The 16,154-nt window shown below is 62.0% G+C and carries 13 protein-coding genes; 9 read left to right on the forward strand and 4 right to left on the reverse strand.

Features of this window, described 5'->3' with window-relative positions; all coding sequences use genetic code 11:
- Positions 1-11: 11 nt before the first annotated feature.
- Both JF616_10785 and JF616_10790 read right to left on the reverse strand, forming a co-directional pair.
- The gene (locus JF616_10785; GenBank protein ID MBW8888230.1) at positions 12-350 is read right to left on the reverse strand and encodes a hypothetical protein; all 339 of its coding nucleotides are present in this window, start codon (positions 348-350) and stop codon (positions 12-14) included.
- A gap of 347 nt (positions 351-697) precedes the next feature.
- Positions 698-3,001 carry a response regulator gene (locus JF616_10790; GenBank protein ID MBW8888231.1) on the reverse strand — a complete coding sequence of 768 codons (2,304 nt, stop codon included), beginning with the start codon at positions 2,999-3,001 and terminating at the stop codon, positions 698-700.
- 207 nt (positions 3,002-3,208) lie between these two features.
- On the opposite strand from JF616_10790, the gene glgA reads away from it, so the two are divergent.
- The 4 genes from glgA to ptsP all read left to right on the forward strand — a co-directional run bounded on the left by glgA (position 3,209) and on the right by ptsP (position 9,197).
- Positions 3,209-4,462 carry a glycogen synthase gene (glgA, locus tag JF616_10795; GenBank protein MBW8888232.1) on the forward strand — a complete coding sequence of 418 codons (1,254 nt, stop codon included), beginning with the start codon at positions 3,209-3,211 and terminating at the stop codon, positions 4,460-4,462.
- Entirely contained in the window at positions 4,452-6,455 is a 2,004-nt protein-coding gene (locus tag JF616_10800) for a DUF3416 domain-containing protein (protein ID MBW8888233.1), read from the forward strand. Before glgA ends, JF616_10800 begins: the two co-directional genes overlap by 11 nt.
- 103 nt (positions 6,456-6,558) lie before the next feature.
- Positions 6,559-6,849, forward strand: a complete 291-nt coding sequence (locus JF616_10805) for a hypothetical protein (protein MBW8888234.1) — start codon at positions 6,559-6,561, stop codon at positions 6,847-6,849.
- A gap of 65 nt (positions 6,850-6,914) precedes the next feature.
- Positions 6,915-9,197 (forward strand): phosphoenolpyruvate--protein phosphotransferase, encoded by a 2,283-nt coding sequence (gene ptsP, locus JF616_10810; protein MBW8888235.1) that lies wholly within the window; start codon positions 6,915-6,917, stop codon positions 9,195-9,197.
- Between the two features lie 26 nt (positions 9,198-9,223).
- Here ptsP and dnaA read toward each other — a convergent pair whose 3' ends face one another.
- Positions 9,224-10,567, reverse strand: coding sequence for a chromosomal replication initiator protein DnaA (dnaA, locus tag JF616_10815; protein MBW8888236.1), 1,344 nt, complete (start codon positions 10,565-10,567; stop codon positions 9,224-9,226).
- Positions 10,568-10,875: 308 nt separating this feature from the next.
- Here dnaA and JF616_10820 point away from each other — a divergent pair, with 308 nt between their 5' ends.
- From JF616_10820 to JF616_10840, 5 genes are all read left to right on the forward strand, one after another.
- Positions 10,876-11,448, forward strand: coding sequence for a hypothetical protein (locus JF616_10820; GenBank protein MBW8888237.1), 573 nt, complete (start codon positions 10,876-10,878; stop codon positions 11,446-11,448).
- A 108-nt stretch (positions 11,449-11,556) separates the two neighbouring features.
- Complete coding sequence (locus JF616_10825; protein MBW8888238.1) at positions 11,557-12,732, forward strand: squalene/phytoene synthase family protein; 1,176 nt, start codon at positions 11,557-11,559, stop codon at positions 12,730-12,732.
- Positions 12,729-13,310 carry a signal peptidase II gene (lspA, locus tag JF616_10830; GenBank protein ID MBW8888239.1) on the forward strand — a complete coding sequence of 194 codons (582 nt, stop codon included), beginning with the start codon at positions 12,729-12,731 and terminating at the stop codon, positions 13,308-13,310. Before JF616_10825 ends, lspA begins: the two co-directional genes overlap by 4 nt.
- A gap of 7 nt (positions 13,311-13,317) precedes the next feature.
- Positions 13,318-14,304 carry an RluA family pseudouridine synthase gene (locus JF616_10835; protein MBW8888240.1) on the forward strand — a complete coding sequence of 329 codons (987 nt, stop codon included), beginning with the start codon at positions 13,318-13,320 and terminating at the stop codon, positions 14,302-14,304.
- Between the two features lie 7 nt (positions 14,305-14,311).
- The gene (locus JF616_10840; GenBank protein ID MBW8888241.1) at positions 14,312-15,229 is read left to right on the forward strand and encodes a class I SAM-dependent methyltransferase; all 918 of its coding nucleotides are present in this window, start codon (positions 14,312-14,314) and stop codon (positions 15,227-15,229) included.
- 76 nt (positions 15,230-15,305) lie between these two features.
- Here the strand turns inward: JF616_10840 and JF616_10845 are convergent, their stop codons facing one another.
- Positions 15,306-16,121, reverse strand: a complete 816-nt coding sequence (locus JF616_10845; protein ID MBW8888242.1) for a hypothetical protein — start codon at positions 16,119-16,121, stop codon at positions 15,306-15,308.
- Positions 16,122-16,154: the final 33 nt, after the last annotated feature.

Consider the following 16,154-nt stretch of genomic DNA (forward strand, 5'->3'; position numbering starts at 1 on the left):
GGGGCGCGAGGTCATTTGACTCCGGCCTTGCTGCGCTCGTACTTGAGGATAGGATCGCATTTGCCGGGGAATTTTACCGTGATCTTATCGGCGCAACCCGTGGCGGTAAGGTTGGGGCAGGTGAGGCAGACGTTTTCGAACCATTCCTGGGAAATCCCCGGGGGCGGATCGTTCGACTTGCGCTTCCCGCCGGAGCCGCCCATCTCCAAGTGGTCGAGCTTGGTGATGATCCCCTTGCAGACGGTGACCAATTGGTTCACGGATTGCGGCGGTAATTGCATGCTGGCTTGCTGCAGGTACATCTGCAAGGCCTGCGCCACGAGGTCCTTCTCTTCTTCCGATAATCCCATTTTCCCGCCTTGATCGCGCTCCGGCGATCGGATCAATGTAAAAATTTACCCGGCGAGTCGGACCGGGGCAGGAGGCATCCTGGAGACCATGGCGCGCCAATGTAGCGCCCGGCGGAGCGCCAATGGAGCGCCACGGAATGCCAACTAAGTACTGACAGAAGGCCAATGAAGCGGACCAGCGGCGCGCCAATGGAGCGCCCGGCGGAGCGCCATTGGCGCGCCAAGACTTTCGGAGGTCCCCCAGAAGCCCTGAACCCGTCGCCTCGCATAAGCCTAGGCCGTGCACGTTGCCCGTGGGCAGATCGAATTTCTGCCCCGGACCGTATTGGAAAACGTGGGAAGGGACGTCAGGCGGCCTTGCCGAGGGGCCCGCGATCGGGGTCCGGCGCGATGGGGGCGGCCTTCGCGCCCTTGCCGGCCAAGGCTTCGCGCACCTTGTCCGCCATGGCGGCCATGTCGAAGGGTTTTACGAGCACGCCCGCCTCGCCTTTCGCGAGAACCGGCGCCATATCGTATTGATGCTGCCTGCCGGTGCAAAAGAGGATTTTCAAATCGGGCCGCAGGCGCCAAAGCACGTTGGCGGTATCCAGGCCGTTCATCACGGGCATATCCACGTCGAGCACCACGAGATCGAAATGCAACCCGCTTTCCACTATGCGGATGGCCGACGCCCCGTCGGCGGCGGTGGCCGCGGTATAGCCGAGCTCGCCCATGATGCGGGCGGCCATGCGACGGATGACTTCGTCGTCGTCCACGAACAGGATTTCGCCTTGGCGGGGTTCCCCCTTGCCGCCGGGCGCCGGGGCCGGGGCCGCCGGCTCGCGGCCTTCCGCTTTGACGGCGGGCTGGAAATAGAGCTGGAAGCGCGTGCCGATCTTGCGATCGCTATCCACCTCCACGAACCCCTTATGCTGCTTCATGATCGAATCGACGATGGTGAGGCCCAGCCCCGATCCGTTTTCCCGCTTGGTGGTATAGAAGGGTTCGAAGATTTGATCGAGCTGATCGAGGGGGATTCCCTCGCCGGTGTCCTGGAGGGTTAGCCGCACCAGTTCGGGAGCCGTGCAGCCGGCATGCTTTTGGCGGAAAGCCTCGTCCACCGCGAAGCGCTCCACGACCAGGCTCAAGGTGCCGCCGGCTTTCATGGCGTCCCGGGCGTTCACGCAGATGTTGAGGATTGCCTGTTCCAGTTGGGATCGGTCGGCGGAAATCCAGGTTTCCGCCGGGGGCAACTTCGCCTTCACCTGGATGCGGCTTTCGAAGGAATGCCCGCACAGGGACACCAGGCTACGGACGATGGCATTCAGATCCAGCGGTTCCATCACGATTTCCGCCCGGCGGGACAAGGCCAATAGGCGTTTGACCATGGCCGAGGCCCGATCCGCGCAGCCTTCGATGACTTGCAAATCGTCCAGCAATTCCTGGGGCGTAGAATGGCCCTTCTGAAGGCGTTGGCGCATGAGGGACGATGTGCCGACCATGCCGCCCAAGACGTTATTGAACTCGTGGGCCAGGCCTCCAGCCAAGGTGCCCACGGTTTCCATGCGCTGGGAGTGGAAGAGTTGATGGTTCAATTCCACGGTACGGGTCACGTCATCGATGCGCAGCGCCACTTCGCCCCGGTTGCGGCGGAACATGGTGAACAGGTTGGCGCGGTAGTACACCACGTTCCCGTCCTTGCGCTTATAGGGCATGGGCTCGAAGTCCATGCCCGTGGAGGCTTCCACCTGCAGCACGTTCTTGAGGGCGTTGGCCATGAAATGGTATTCGGGCACGAGTTCCCAGAACACGTTCCCCAGGGCTTCCTCTTCCGCGATCCCGAAGAACTCCTGGGACTTGCCGTTCCAGGTCGTCACCGTGCCCAACAAATCCATCCCGATGATGGCCGAAGGCATGGATTCGATGAGGGAGCCGAGCTGGTCCTTCAATTCCCGGATATGTTCAGAAAGCTGGGTCTGATCGAGCAAGGAGCTGGCGTATCGGCACATGTTCTGGAACAGGTCCCGCTGCTGGCGCGTCCAGCCTTGATCGCTATTGATGCGCTGCACGCAGAAAAGGGATTTCCCCTGCAAGGTCGTCTCGATGGGGAAAGCCATCGCGGCGCGGCACTCGACCTTGCTCGCCAAATCGAACTCGTCCTCGAGGGCCGCGCGGAACTCCTCTTCCAGGGAGCTGTACTGGGCATCGGGCACGATGGAAATGGGTTCGGGCCATTCGCAAGTGGTCGGCCCGCCGGGGTGCTTCACCGCCTTCTGCAGGAACTTGACGAAGGTGCCGGGCGGCGAATTGTCCACGAAGTACGGCAGCGGCAGCCGCTTGATACCCTTATCCACGGCCTCCTGGGAGACGGCCCAGGTGGGTTTGGGCCCATCGCCGACCAGGATGTAGGAAACCCGATCGGCCTTGAGCTCGATCAGCAATTCCTCCACGATGACGTCCATCAGATCATCGTCGTCCAGGCGCATGGTGATGCGCTGGACGAAATCCATCAGGCGCTTCTGGTTGCTGAAGTAGAGGGAGTGCTCCAGATCGGTGATCTCGAGCTTGGCGAATACGTCCATGAGGGTGGACAATTGCTTGGTCAGGCGCTGGTTCTGCGCTTCCAGCCCGCGCACCCGCGCGTCGACGTCTTCGTCCCAAGGCTTCGGCATTGCTGATCCTCGGCGCGGCGGACCGGACTCATGAGCCGGCCCATCCTCGCCCCCGGTTAAACTTATAAAAGCGCGCGCGAGGGTTAAATCCGTCCCCGGATCGGCCCGCCGATTTCCCAAGCGCCGCAAACATCCGGGCTTGCGCGCTCCGCTTCGCGCGAAATCTCTATTCCCGCGCCGCCGAAATTCTTAATTTTCCTCGTTCCGATGAAGATTACCCTCCTCAGCAACGAGTATCCTCCCTACGTTTACGGGGGCGCCGGCGTCCACGTCGAATACCTTTCCCAGGCGCTCTCCGCCTTGCCGGGGAATGCCGTCGAAATCCTTTGCTTCGGCGATCAGAAAACGGTGACGGGCCCGGCCTATGGCGGAACCCAGCATGGGGGCACGCTTTCGGCGCGTGGGCTCAAACCCGATTTCGCCCTTCCCGCGCAAAATCCGCAATTCGCCAAGCTGATGGACACCTTGGCCCGCGACGTCATGATGGCGGGCGCGGCAGTTCCGAGCGAGATCGTGCATTGCCATACCTGGTACACGCATTTCGCCGGCTGCATCCTGAAGAACCTGTTCCGCATCCCCTTGGTCCTGACCACGCATAGCCTGGAACCCCATCGCCCTTGGAAAGTGGAGCAATTGGGTAACGCGTATCACGTGTCCACCTGGCTGGAGCGGACCGCCTACCAGAATGCCGACGGCGTGGTGGCGGTTTCGGAGTCCATGCGCCGGGACGTGCGCGAGCTTTACGGCGTGTCGGACGAACGCATCCGGGTGATCCCGAACGGGATCGATCCCGAGGAATACCATCCCAGCCCGGATCCGGTCCTGCTAGGCGCCTACGGAATCGATCCGGCCCTGCCCTACGTCCTCTTCGTCGGGCGCATCACGCGGCAAAAAGGCGTGCTCCACCTCATCAACGCCATCAAGCATCTGCGCCCGGGCACCCAGGTGGTCCTCTGCGCCGGCGCGCCGGACACCCCCGAAATCGGCGAAGAGATGAAGAAGAAGGTGGAGGCGGCCCGCAAGGATTCCTCGCACTCCATCATCTGGATCCCCCAGATGCTTCCCAAGCGGGAAATCATCTCCATGTACACCCACGCCGCGGTGTTCATCTGCCCTTCGGTCTATGAGCCCTTCGGCATCATCAATCTCGAAGCCATGGCTTGCGAAACCCCGGTGGTGGCCTCCCAGGTGGGCGGGATTCCCGAAGTGGTGGTTCCCGGCGAGACCGGGCTACTGGTCCCTTTCAAGGCGCGCGGCAGCGAGGATTTCGAACCGGTCGATGCGGAGAAATTCTCCCGGGATCTGGCGGCCGCCGCCAATTCCCTTCTCGACGATTCCGGCCTGCGCCGGTCCATGGCCAAGAAAGCGCGCAGGCGCGTCGAGGATCATTTCGCCTGGACCCAGGTGGCCAGGCGCACGCAACAATTTTACGAGGAGCTGATTCGCACCCATGCCCGTTAAGCCCAAGAACGTAAAAGCGAAGAATGCCTCCCCCAAAGCCGCTGCGGTTCCCGCGGCGCCGGCTAAGGCCGCGGCCAAGTCCCCTGGGGTTCCGATCGTGGCCAAGCCGGCCGCGGTTCCGACCGCGGCCAAACCCGCCCCCGCGGCGGCAGCGATAGCCAAGCCCGTCGCCCCCGCGGCGCCCTCCGTACCGGCCCTCAAGAAGCCCGTCCCGCTTTCGGCCGCCGCCAAGGCAGCGCTCCGGGCGAAATCGCAAGTGCCCGATACCGAAGCCATCCACACCGTGATCGAGAACCTCCAGCCCTTGGTCGATGGCGGACGCGTCCCGGTCAAGGCCATCCCCGGGGAAATCATCGAAGTCACCGCGGATATCTTCCGCGACGGCCATGAGAAATGCGAAGCCTCTCTGCTTTTCCGCAAGCTCGGAGCGGAAAAGTGGATCCGCACGCCCATGGAATTCGTGGATAATGATCTCTGGCGCGGCCGCTTCGCCCCCAACGAAGCCGGCGAATGGGAATACCTCATCGAAGCCCGCACCCTCGGGCATTCGAGCTCCCGCGAGATCCCGTACGTGGATACGCCTATCCGATCCGAAAAGCCGGCGCGGCTTAGGGTGGATTCCCCCTTGGTGGAGTTCAGCGCCTGGTACGAAATGTGGGCCCGCTCCCAGGGCAAGGACGGGAACAAGAGCGCCACCTTCGCGGACATGACCGAAAGGCTCGCCGACATCAAGGACATGGGCTTCGACGTGCTTTACCTGCCGCCCATCCATCCCATCGGGGAGACCAAGCGCAAAGGCGCCGACAACGCCCTGGTGGCCCAACCCGGGGAACCCGGATGCCCCTATGCCATCGGCAACCGTCATGGCGGGCATAAGGCGGTGGATCCGGATTTGGGGACCCTCGCCCAATGCCGGGCCTTCTTCCAAACCGCCCAGGACATGGGATTCACCCTCGCCCTCGACTTCGCGCTCAATTGCTCGCCAGACCATCCTTACGTGAAGAACCATCCCGATTGGTTCTACCGCGAAAAGGACGGCACCATCAAATGCGCCGAGAATCCTCCCAAGAAATACGAGGACGTCTACCCGCTCAATTTCTTCTGCCCGGATCGCAAGAATCTGTGGAAGGAGATCAAGTCCATCGTGGAGTTTTGGATGGACATGGGCGTGACCATCTTCCGCGTGGATAATCCGCATACCAAGCCCTTCGTGTTCTGGGATTGGATGATCCGGGAGATCAAAGCCGAGAATCCGGAGATCATCTTCCTGGCCGAGGCCTTCACCCGCCCGAAGATCATGAAACATCTGGCCAAGATCGGCTTCGACCTGTCGTACACCTATTTCACCTGGCGGACCAACGCCCAGGAGCTTCGGGAATACCTGGAAGAGTTGACCCAGTCTTCCGCAAAGAATTTCATGAAGCCCATCTTCTTCCCCACCACCCCGGATATCCTGCCCTGGCATCTGCAGAACGCGACGCCGGCCATGTTCAAGATCCGTTTCGCCCTGGCTTGCACCCTGGTCGGGGCCTACGGCATGTACAACGGTTATGAGATATGCGAAAGCGCGCCCGTGCCTGGCAAGGAGGAGTTCCTCCATTCGGAGAAGTACCAGTACAAGGCCTGGGATTGGGATCGCCCGGGGAACATCAAGGGCTTCATCAAGCGCTTGAACGAGATCCGCCAGGACAACCGCGCCCTCCATCGCCTGAAGAACCTTCGCTTCCACGACTCCAACAATCCCAGCATCCTGGCCTACTCCAAGACCGAAGGGGAAAACATCATCCTTTGCGTGGTGAACCTGGATCCGCATAACCGCCAAGCGGCGACCCTGAACCTGGACCTGGGCAGCATGGGACTGGCCAACGAGAACATTTACGGCGTATACGATCTGCTCACCCATGAGAGCTACGTGTGGTCGGGGCGGTACAATTACGTCGAGCTCTCGCCGCAGAAGGAAGTCCTGCACCTTCTCAAGATTGAGAAATTTTGACGGACAGCGCCGCGAACGCCGGCCCGGTTACAGCGGACTGATCCGAAAAGTCCTATATTAAGGGCTGGCGCCCACGGCGGCGCCGCGGAGCGGACGGGACGAGATGGAAGCCAAGGAATTGAAGATCGCCTGCCCCTGCTGCAGGGCCCAGCTCATCATCGACGCCGCCACGGGCGGCATCATCAAATTCATCCCCCACAAGGACGAAGCTCCCAGCCTGGAGCAGTTCATGCAAGCGGACAAGACCCGCGCCGCCGATCTCGCGGCCAAGTTCGACGCCTCCAAGAAGGAAGAAGATCAGCGCCTGGACCTGCTGAAGAAGAAGTTCGAGTGGGCCAAGAAAAACAAGGACAAGCTCCCCGAGGCGCCGAAGCCGGGGATCATGTGGGATTGATCCGCCCGCAGCCGATACCTCAACTCTTTCGATTCGCCTTTTAACGCCTTAACCCGAAGAACGAAATGTCCGACGCTTCCACAGCCTTGGAAATCATCCGTTCCGTGGCGCAGACCATGCAGGAATCGACTTCGACTCGTCCTGCCTTGGATGCGGTCGTCAAGCTCATCTCCGAGAAGATGGGCGTGGACGTTTGTTCCATCTACCTGTACCAGGGCGCGGAAAACCGCCTGCACTTGGCCGCCAGCCAAGGCCTGAACAGGAAGCCCGGCGAGGATATCGCCATGTCCCCCGAGGAAGGCCTCACCGGGCACGTCTTCAGCCGGGGCGAGATCATCAACATCGCCAATCCCAAAGACGATAAGCGCAACAAGTATTTCCCCGCCCTCGGCGAAGATCGCCTGAAGAACTTCCTGGGCATCCCCATTCCGCCCGCCTCCAAATTCGGGGCCGGCGTCATGACCTTGCAGTCCACCGATCCGGAGCACTTCTCCCCCATGGTCGAGGACTTGGCGTATACCTTGGCGGCCCAGCTCGGCACCCTGCTCGAGAATCGCAGCCTCCGTTCGGCATCGCCGATACCCGGTAAGGGCGATCCGGAGACGCCCAAGGAGGCCCCGCCTTTCGTGCGCGCCCAAGTGGCCGTAGGCGGGATCGCCGATGGGCCCGTGGTGGTGCTGAAGACCCACCAGATCTGGGATACCATCCTCTTCGCCGAATGCCTGGATGCCAAGGCCGAATTGGAGATCATGCAGAAGGCCCTGGAGGTCGCCCGCGAAGAAAGCCTATGGCTGAAGAAACGCGCGGGAGAACTCTTCGCCGAGCTGGACGCGCGCATCTTCGAGGCGCATGAGCTTATGCTGCGCGACGAGCATTATATCGGCTTAATCGAAAGCCACATCCGCGAGAACCTGGCGGCGCCGTTCGCGGTAAAGCTGGCCACGCGCGAACTGGTCAAGTCCATGCTCGATTCGGGCATCCCCTTCGTCACCAGCCGCGCCGCCGATCTGAGGGACGTCGGATTGCGCATCCTGAACGCCCTGGGCGAGGTCTCGACCGAGAACCGCGATCCGGCGGCGGCGGCGCAGGACGGCAACATCGTGGCCGCTGTGGAACTGTTGCCCTCCGATCTCATCTACCTGTCCACCCGCCGCATCCTCGGCATCCTATGCGAAACCGGCGGCCTGACCTCGCATGCGGCCATCCTGGCCCGCTCCCTCGGCATTCCTTGCTTCATGGGCATCCCGGGCCTCACCGGATATATCCAGAACGATACGCGCGTGATCATGGACGGGAACTCGGGGATCCTGTATATCGACCCGGACGTGCACGTGCAGCGCGAATACGCCCGCTTGCTGGACGACTTGGGCACGCGCACCCTGGCGGTTCCCGACTTCGCCTCGGAAACGAAAGACGGCGTAGCCATCCATCTCTCCGGGAACCTTTCATTGATTTCGGACATGGAGTTGATGGAGCAGTACGGCATCGAAGGCGTGGGCCTCTACCGTTCGGAATTCTTCTTCATGATCCGCAGTTCCTTTCCGGACGAGGAAACCCAATTCGGGATCTACCAGCGCGTACTGGAACGCTGCGGCAAGCACGGCGCGACTTTCCGCCTGCTGGACGTGGGCGGGGACAAGCCCCTGAAGTATTTCGATTGGGGCAAGGAAGAGAACCCCAGCCTGGGCTGGCGCTCCATTCGCATGCTGTTGTCCCGGCCCGATATTCTGAAGCCGCACCTGCGCGCCTTGCTGCGCACGGCGCAGTTGGGCGAGTTCCGCCTGGTCATCCCCATGCTCTCCCTCATTACCGAGTTCCGCGCCCTGAAGGAGCAGATCGATCTGGTGTTGAAGGAACTGGAAGCCGAAGCCGGCCACCCCCTGAAGCGTCCGCCGGTGGGGGCGATGATCGAGATCCCCTCGGCCATGATGCAGATCCGCGATTTCGCGGAAGAGGCGGATTTCCTGAGCATCGGCACCAACGATCTCATCCAGTACCTGTTCGCCATCGATCGCGGGAACGAGCGGGTGGCTTCTTATTACCAGCCCTTCCATCCCGCCTTGATCCAGGCGCTGATGCGCATCTCGGCGGCGGCCCATGCCGCCGGCAAAACCGTGACGGTTTGCGGCGAAATGGCCTCGGACCCGCAAGCCCTGCCCATCTTCCTGGCCCTCGGAATCACGCGCCTCTCCATCGCCCCGGCCGCAGCCGATTCCTTGCGCACGGCCATCCGTAACCTGAACGTTAAGGATTGCAAACGGCTCTTGGGGAAAATCGCCAACCTGCATACGTCCGAGGACGTCAAGGCGGAGATCGAGGCATTCCTGGAATCGGTGGCGGCCGCCTAGGACCGCTTTAGGCGGTTTAGTGCCGCTTAAGACCGCGTCGTCGCCAGCTTGGACATGATGGCGTCCACGCTGCGTTTGAATTGATCGTCCTTTTCAATCGCCTTCTCGATGGTCTTGATGGCGTGGACCACGGTGCTATGATCCCGGCCCCCGAAGCGCTGGCCGATGGTTTTCAGGGAAGCGGAGGTCAATTCCTTCATCAGGAACATGGCCACTTGGCGGGCCTGGGCCACTTCCTTGGTGCCGCGGCCCTGCTCGATGATCTTGTCCACTTCCACCACGAAATAGTTTGCCACCACCGAGGTGATATCCTCCGGAGTGATCTTCTTGGTCGGGCGGTTCATGCCCGCGCGATTGACGATCTCCTTGGCCAACTCCATGGTGATGTCCGAATGCTTGATGGAGGCCTGCAGCAGGAGCTGGCGGATGGCGCCTTCCAGGATGCGGATGTTGGAGTCGATGGCTTCGGCCAGGAAGGCGATGATGTCGTCGGAGATGTCCAGGTTGAGGGCGATGGCCTTGCGCCGCAGGATGGCCTCGCGGGTCTCGCGATCGGGCTGCTGGATATCGACGAACAATCCCCATTGGAAGCGGCTCACCAGGCGATCCTCCAACCCTTTCAATTCCCCCGGAGGCGCATCGCTGGTCAGCACGATCTGCTTGCGGCTCTGGTGCAGGGAATTGAAGATGTGGAAGAACTCCTCCTGGGTGCGATCCTTTCCGCTCATGAATTGCACGTCGTCCATGAGGAGGACGTCCACTTCGTTCCGGTAGTAGGTGGAAAGCTCGTTGATGCGGTTGTGCTGGATGGACTCGACGAACTCCCGGTAGAACGCTTCCGAGGTCACGTACCGGACCTTCTTGCGGGGATTCTCGGCGATAACGTGATTGCCGATGGCCTGCAAGAGGTGGGTCTTCCCCAGCCCCACCCCGCCGTAGATAAGCAAGGGGTTGAACTTGGTTCCGCCCGGATCCTTGGCCACGGCCTGCGCGGCGGAATAGGCGAATTGGGAGTTGCTGCCGACCACGAATTCCTCGAAGGTGTAATTCGGATTCAGGTCGATGGCGGGCATGCCGGAGAATGAGCTCGAATAGCCGGGGGTCGGCGCCACGGCAGGCATGCGGCGCAGGCTCACGCGCACCTCGCGGCCGTTGGCTTCCACGAAGCAATGCTCGATCAAGCCCTGGTAAAGCTTGCCCAACTGATCCATGTCTATTTGGGATGGGACGGCCAGGCTCACCTGGAACTCGCTGAGGTCGAAAACCTTTAGCGGTAGGATCCACTGGTTGAAGGCGTCATCGGAAAGCTTTCCCTTCAGGGATGTCAGGCATGCGGACCAGGGATGAAGGGAGGTTGCCGAATTGATCATGCCGATGGGATTCTTCCAGGGGAAAGCGTCGGGGCCTGGGGGTCAAATATAATCAACAAGCTTCGGCCCTGAGCCACGATTGGCGGCCCGATTCCGGTCGAAAGAGCCGGGGTTTTCAACATAGTATCAACGGATTTTCCACCGACCCTCGAGGGCGCGCGAAAAACGAGTAGAGGAATTATTACCTTGTGGGCGCCGCTCGCCGTGCGCGGGCGACGCCCGCAACGGGCGGGCGGAGTTCTTGTGGTCTTCGGCTTGTTTCCGGTGTCGCGGTAAGCTACAATGAACCCTAGCGAAGCCACCATCCCGTGATCGTCCCCCGAGAACAAATCCCATACATCGGCCTCGGCCTGCTGGCACTATTGCTAGTGCTGCATTGGGCTTGGTGCTGGTACGTGGCTTACCCGATCTCCTTCGAACGGCAATTGAAAAAAGGCAAGCCGTGGGTATACATCCCCCTGCGGTGGCGGGGCGGACGCAAGTTGTGGATCATTTTCATTTCCCGCATCCTCATGCTGGCCGTCGTCGCTTTGGGAGTGGTCCTCTCCGGGCATTTCCTCCATAGGGACGAGGCCCCTTGGCTTTTCGCGTATTTCCTCATCCTCGGATTTCTGATGGTGCGCCTTAACGCCTTATGGCTGGCTCTGCGGTACCGGCAACAGGAGGACTCCTATTATTTCCTCCATGATGAACTGAGGCTCCGGCTCGAGAGCGAGGGCAAGGACATGCCCGAATCGGCCTTCAAGAACCTGGCGGCTTATCAGCACCAGAATCTGTTGCGGAAAGCCGATGAAAAGGGCGAACTGATCAAAACCCTCCGGAGCCAGGCTAAGGTCTCCCGGAAAAACCGCAAGCAAGCGCGCACTCCCGTCGAAGCTTAAGAAGCGTCTCATCGACAGGGTCCACCTAGGCCGGTCGAGACCTCCCCCCGCTTTTTTTTTATCATTTGCCGGTTCTAAGCGCCCAATCCGGCGCTGCGGGCCGAATCCATGTTCCTCATCCCCCCCAAAGCCGTCGACGATCCGGAAGCCAAATGGAAACGCTCCATGGCCTCCGGTCGGATTGATGATCCGCAAGCTTTCGCGGCCTTCCTCCTGGAAAAGACGTCGCGCACCTTCGCCCTCAACATCCAGGTGCTCCCCGCCGGATTGCGCCGCCAAGTACTGCTGGCCTACCTGTTCTGCCGCATGGCCGATACCCTGGAAGACGACGCGGACCTCACGGAAGGCGCGAAGGCGCGTTTGCTGGACTCCTTCCGGGGGCTTTTCCCCCCGGGCCCGACCTCCGAAGGCCGCATCGCCGCCTTCCGCTCGCTCCTGCCGGCGGAATGGAACGCGTCGGATCGTTGGGATCGGTTGCTGGTCTGGCACTGCCATTGGATCTTGCCGCAATTGCAAAGCTTTCCCGCCGGCGCGGTGGAGGCCATTTCCCGTTGCGTCGACGAAATGTGCGTGGGGATGATCGATTTCACCCGCCGCCAGGCGCGAGTCCGCGAAGCGCGAGGCCCGGAAGATCGAAGCCGGGAAGGCCAGGTTCTGATCGGAAGCATCGAGGAATTGGATCAGTACTGCTATTACGTTGCGGGAACGGTGGGCAACCTGCTTTGCGATCTTTTCACCTTGCATTCGCCGCTCATCGGCGCGAAGCGCTCTCGCGCCCTGCGCGCCCTTTCGGTCTCCTTCGGGTTGGGGCTGCAATTGACCAATATCCTGAAGGACGTCCAGGAAGATCGCGGCCGCAACGTTTCCTACATCCCTTCCGACTTGCTCGCGGAGGAAGGCCTGGATGCGGCCGCTTTCGGCGCAGGCGGCCCGGCCTCCGCGCGGGTCATGGCGCGGCTGTTGGCCAAAGCGCAAGGCCATCTGCGGGACGCGTTGGAATATACCTGCCTGCTCCCTCGGCTGGAGCCGCGCTTGCGGCTGTTTTGCCTGTGGCCCCTGTTCATGGCGGCCGAGAACCTGGTGGTGATGGCCGAGCATCCGGGTGGCGCGCCTACGGAAGGCAAGCTTAAGATCACGCGCGGGCAAGTGAAGGATATCGTCGGGCGCACCAGCCTGGCGTGCTGGTCCAACCTGTGGCTTCGCCGCATGTTCCGCGCGACCATGTCGCGCCTGGACGCTCGTTTAGCCCCCGCTCTTACCCCCGATCATAAGGAAGCCAAGTGAACGCATCCAATCGTTGGACCGCCCGCCTGGGTTTGGGCATTCTGCTTATCGCCACCCTGGCCCTGGATCAATGGACCAAGCTCCTGGCGCGCGTCCACTTCGGCCTCGCCGGCGGTGAGCCCGATTATTTCAAGATCAAGCATGTCCTGGGGGAATGGATCCAGTTCCGCCTCGTCTACAACGCCGGCGCAGCCTTCGGGATGCGGCCCCAGCAGCTGATCCCCGGGCTCAACCCCACCCTCTTCTACGCGCTGTTCTCGGCGGTGGCCATCGGCTTCCTGGTCTTCCTTTACCGGCGGGTCCCGCGCGGGGACAATTGGCAGAAAGCGGGAATCACCTTGATCCTCTCCGGCGCCTTCGGCAACCTGATCGATCGGATGCGCTTCGACAAGGTGACCGATTTCATCGATGTGGGGATTCCCGGCTATGCCTGGCGCTGGCCCACCTTCAACGTGGCCGACAGTTGCGTTTGCGTCGGCGTGGCCATGCTGGTCCTCGCCAGCCGCCTCCCCCAAGGCAAGCACGATGAGACGCCCGCCGATCCCGCCACCCTCCCCGACTCCCAACCGCAATCCTAAGGACTTTATGAACTTCATCGCCGGCACTGCCTGGACCTGCGGTTCCGACGAAGCGGGTTCGCGCTTGGACGCGTTCATAGCCGCCCGGGCGGAAGGCGTTTCCCGCAGCCGCGTGCAGAAATGGATCGTGCAGGGCTGCTTCCTGCGCAACGGCAAGCCCGCGCGCAAGAGCGACGTCTTGGACGTGGGCGATGCCATCGACGTGGTCCGCGCTCCCGAAGAAGATCTTTCTTCCACCCTCGTGCCCGAAGAAATCCCTTTCCCCATCGTCTATGAGGACGCCGATTTGCTGGTGGTGGATAAGCCCAAGGGGATGGTGACCCATCCGGGGCACGGCATCCATTCGGGAACGCTCGCTAACGCGTTGGCCCATCGCTACGCCAACCTTTCGGACGTGAACGGGCCCTTGCGGCCGGGCATCCTGCACCGACTGGACAAGGACACATCGGGCCTTTTGGTGGTGGCCAAGCATAACGCGGCCCATCTCGAATTGGCGCGGCAGTTGGAGGCGCGGACCATCAAGCGCATCTACCGGGCCATCGCCTGGCGGGAAATGGCGGAAGCCTCCGGCATCGTCGACCAGCCCATCGCCCGTAATCCGCGCGACCCGCTCAAGATGGGGATCCACCCGGAGGGCAAGCGAGCGGTGACGCATTGGCGCGCCTTGGGCTTCTACCAATTCGCGTCCCACCTGGAACTAGAACTGGAAACCGGCCGCACCCACCAGATCCGCGTGCATCTGGCGCATATCCAGCATCCCGTGGTGGGCGATCCGACCTATGGCGGCCGCACTTCATTCTTGGATCGAATCCAACCCATCCACCATCCTTTCGCCTCCAAGCTGCTTTCCTTCTTCGTCTCCCAGGCCTTGCATGCGCATCGGCTGTCTTTCATCCACCCTTCCAGCGGCCTGCCCATGGAATTCATCAGCCCCATCCCCGCCGAGATGTCCGAAGCCTTGGCGTTCCTGGAACGCTTCCGCCACGAACCCTAAAGGACGCATGCCCAAGAAAAAGCGCCTGCACGGCATCGACTTCGAGAAGCTTTTCCTGAAAGGACGCACCTCCTACGACACCGCCATCGGGGATTGGTGGGATCAGCAATCCTGCGACGGGCCGCACCGGAAAGCCTACGCCGACGTGGCCGACTACGGATTCGAGCGCATGCGGGCCGCCCGTATAAAACCAGATTTATTGGTCGATTACGCATGCGGCAGCGGCCATTTCCTGGCCGCCTTGGCGCGCCGGTTCCCCGAGTCGCGCATCGTAGCCCTCGACGGTTCCCCGAAGATGCTTTCGCTCGCAGGCGAGCGCCTGGCCCGGGCCGGCCAGGAAGCCGACCGGGTCGATAAGCGCCGCGCCTTCGAGGCCCGCGGCCCGCGCATCCGATTGGTGGAAACTTCGCTTCCCAACTTTTCGCTCCCCGCGGGCAAAGCCTCCGCCGTCTTCTTCGTCTTCCCCAACCTCACTCCCGCTCCCGACGATCAAGAATACTACGATCGGCATGGATACAAGAACCGCCCCGACGGCAAGGTCTGCACGGTGTTGGCCCGCTTGCGCGAAATGGATCCCGAGGACGAGGTGAACACCGTCAAGCCGAAGGAACTGTACGAAGGCCTGATGACCGATCGCGTGGTGAGCCGCAATCTGCGGGGCCTGCTGCGCAAGGGCGGGACCCTATTCAAAGTGGACTACGCCAACGCGCCCCGCGAGGAATTGAGCCCGCTCACCCACATGCGCTCGCTCTTCGTGGAAGGGGCCCTGGAAGAACCCGTGAAAGAAATGCGCAGCGAAGCCTTCTTCCGTTACGCCGGAAACCGCTTCCGCAGATCGCAGGTGATCCTGGACGTGTACCACCAGACCCAGGATCCGACGGACCGGACCGGGGGATATTTCATTTCGGATTTCAGGGCGATTTGAATCCGGCCCATGCCGGGAGCCAACGCTCGCGCGGCTGCGGTCGATTACGGCCAAGGCCCCGTCAGGGGCAAAGAAGTTAAGGCGCCGGGACCAGAGGTAAAGACGTTTTCTCCGCCGCCAGCGCGCTTCCCGGGCACCGCAGGGAATAGCCGGCCGCATGCGGCATGTCCACTTCCAGATCGTATACCGACGAGTCCGCCAGCACGCTAACCGGGACGTGGAAGAAGTTCTCCGCCTCGGTCGCCCACGCCAGATCGGTCCATGCGGTCGATCCCGAACGGCGGCATCGTATTCCCAGGATCCTCTGGGCGGGATTGCGGACCTGGATGAGGGACCAATAGGCATTGCTGCCTGCTTTGATGAAAAGGGACGGAGGGCCGTCGGACGCGTCGGGGTGCCCATCGCAGGAGACGAAGGTCCACTCCCCGGCATAACGTCCCGGCTTGTCCCCCATCAAGATGCCCGCCGGCGTGCCGCCCAGATCGATGCCGCAATTCGCGTCCGGGCATTTGTCCACGATGCGCACCACGGTGGACTTCCATCCGTCCGGCGTCCGCGCCCTGACTTCCACACATTGCCCGCATACGCGACCGCCGCGCCATTGCCCCTGCATGTCCCCGGGAAGGCGGTTCACTTGGATGGCGGCGAATGCGAGGATGCCGGTCGAATCGTAGTTGCAGGCGCCGCCCGCGCTTGGGTGGCCGCCCGCGGTACCGCCATAAGTGGTCACGTCCCCGTAGCCCGAGGTATCGCCGAGCACCGGATAACTCGGGGGCGAAGCGTCGCAGGAACCCGTGCATTGACCAGATGTATCCGTGCGGGGCGGGGAACCGGTCCCGTCATCGGGCGTTGCGGCGCCCCCGTTATGGCAGGCGAGGAGGCATGCCGCCAACGACCCCCCTAACCAGACGTACCGGACCCACCT

It is taken from the genome of Fibrobacterota bacterium, from assembly GCA_019509785.1.
Classification (GTDB): Bacteria; Fibrobacterota; Fibrobacteria; order UBA11236; family UBA11236; genus Chersky-265.

Excerpts from the sequence above, each read along its gene's own strand:
- JF616_10835 (MBW8888240.1), top strand. The coding sequence starts at position 13,318 with ATGAACTTCATCGCCGGCACTGCCTGGACCTGCGGTTCCGACGAAGCG.
- JF616_10790 (MBW8888231.1), bottom strand. The coding sequence starts at position 3,001 with ATGCCGAAGCCTTGGGACGAAGACGTCGACGCGCGGGTGCGCGGGCTG.
- JF616_10825 (MBW8888238.1), top strand. The coding sequence starts at position 11,557 with ATGTTCCTCATCCCCCCCAAAGCCGTCGACGATCCGGAAGCCAAATGG.
- dnaA (MBW8888236.1), bottom strand. The coding sequence starts at position 10,567 with ATGATCAATTCGGCAACCTCCCTTCATCCCTGGTCCGCATGCCTGACA.
- ptsP (MBW8888235.1), top strand. The coding sequence starts at position 6,915 with ATGTCCGACGCTTCCACAGCCTTGGAAATCATCCGTTCCGTGGCGCAG.
- JF616_10800 (MBW8888233.1), top strand. The coding sequence starts at position 4,452 with ATGCCCGTTAAGCCCAAGAACGTAAAAGCGAAGAATGCCTCCCCCAAA.
- glgA (MBW8888232.1), top strand. The coding sequence starts at position 3,209 with ATGAAGATTACCCTCCTCAGCAACGAGTATCCTCCCTACGTTTACGGG.
- JF616_10840 (MBW8888241.1), top strand. The coding sequence starts at position 14,312 with ATGCCCAAGAAAAAGCGCCTGCACGGCATCGACTTCGAGAAGCTTTTC.
- JF616_10785 (MBW8888230.1), bottom strand. The coding sequence starts at position 350 with ATGGGATTATCGGAAGAAGAGAAGGACCTCGTGGCGCAGGCCTTGCAG.
- JF616_10805 (MBW8888234.1), top strand. The coding sequence starts at position 6,559 with ATGGAAGCCAAGGAATTGAAGATCGCCTGCCCCTGCTGCAGGGCCCAG.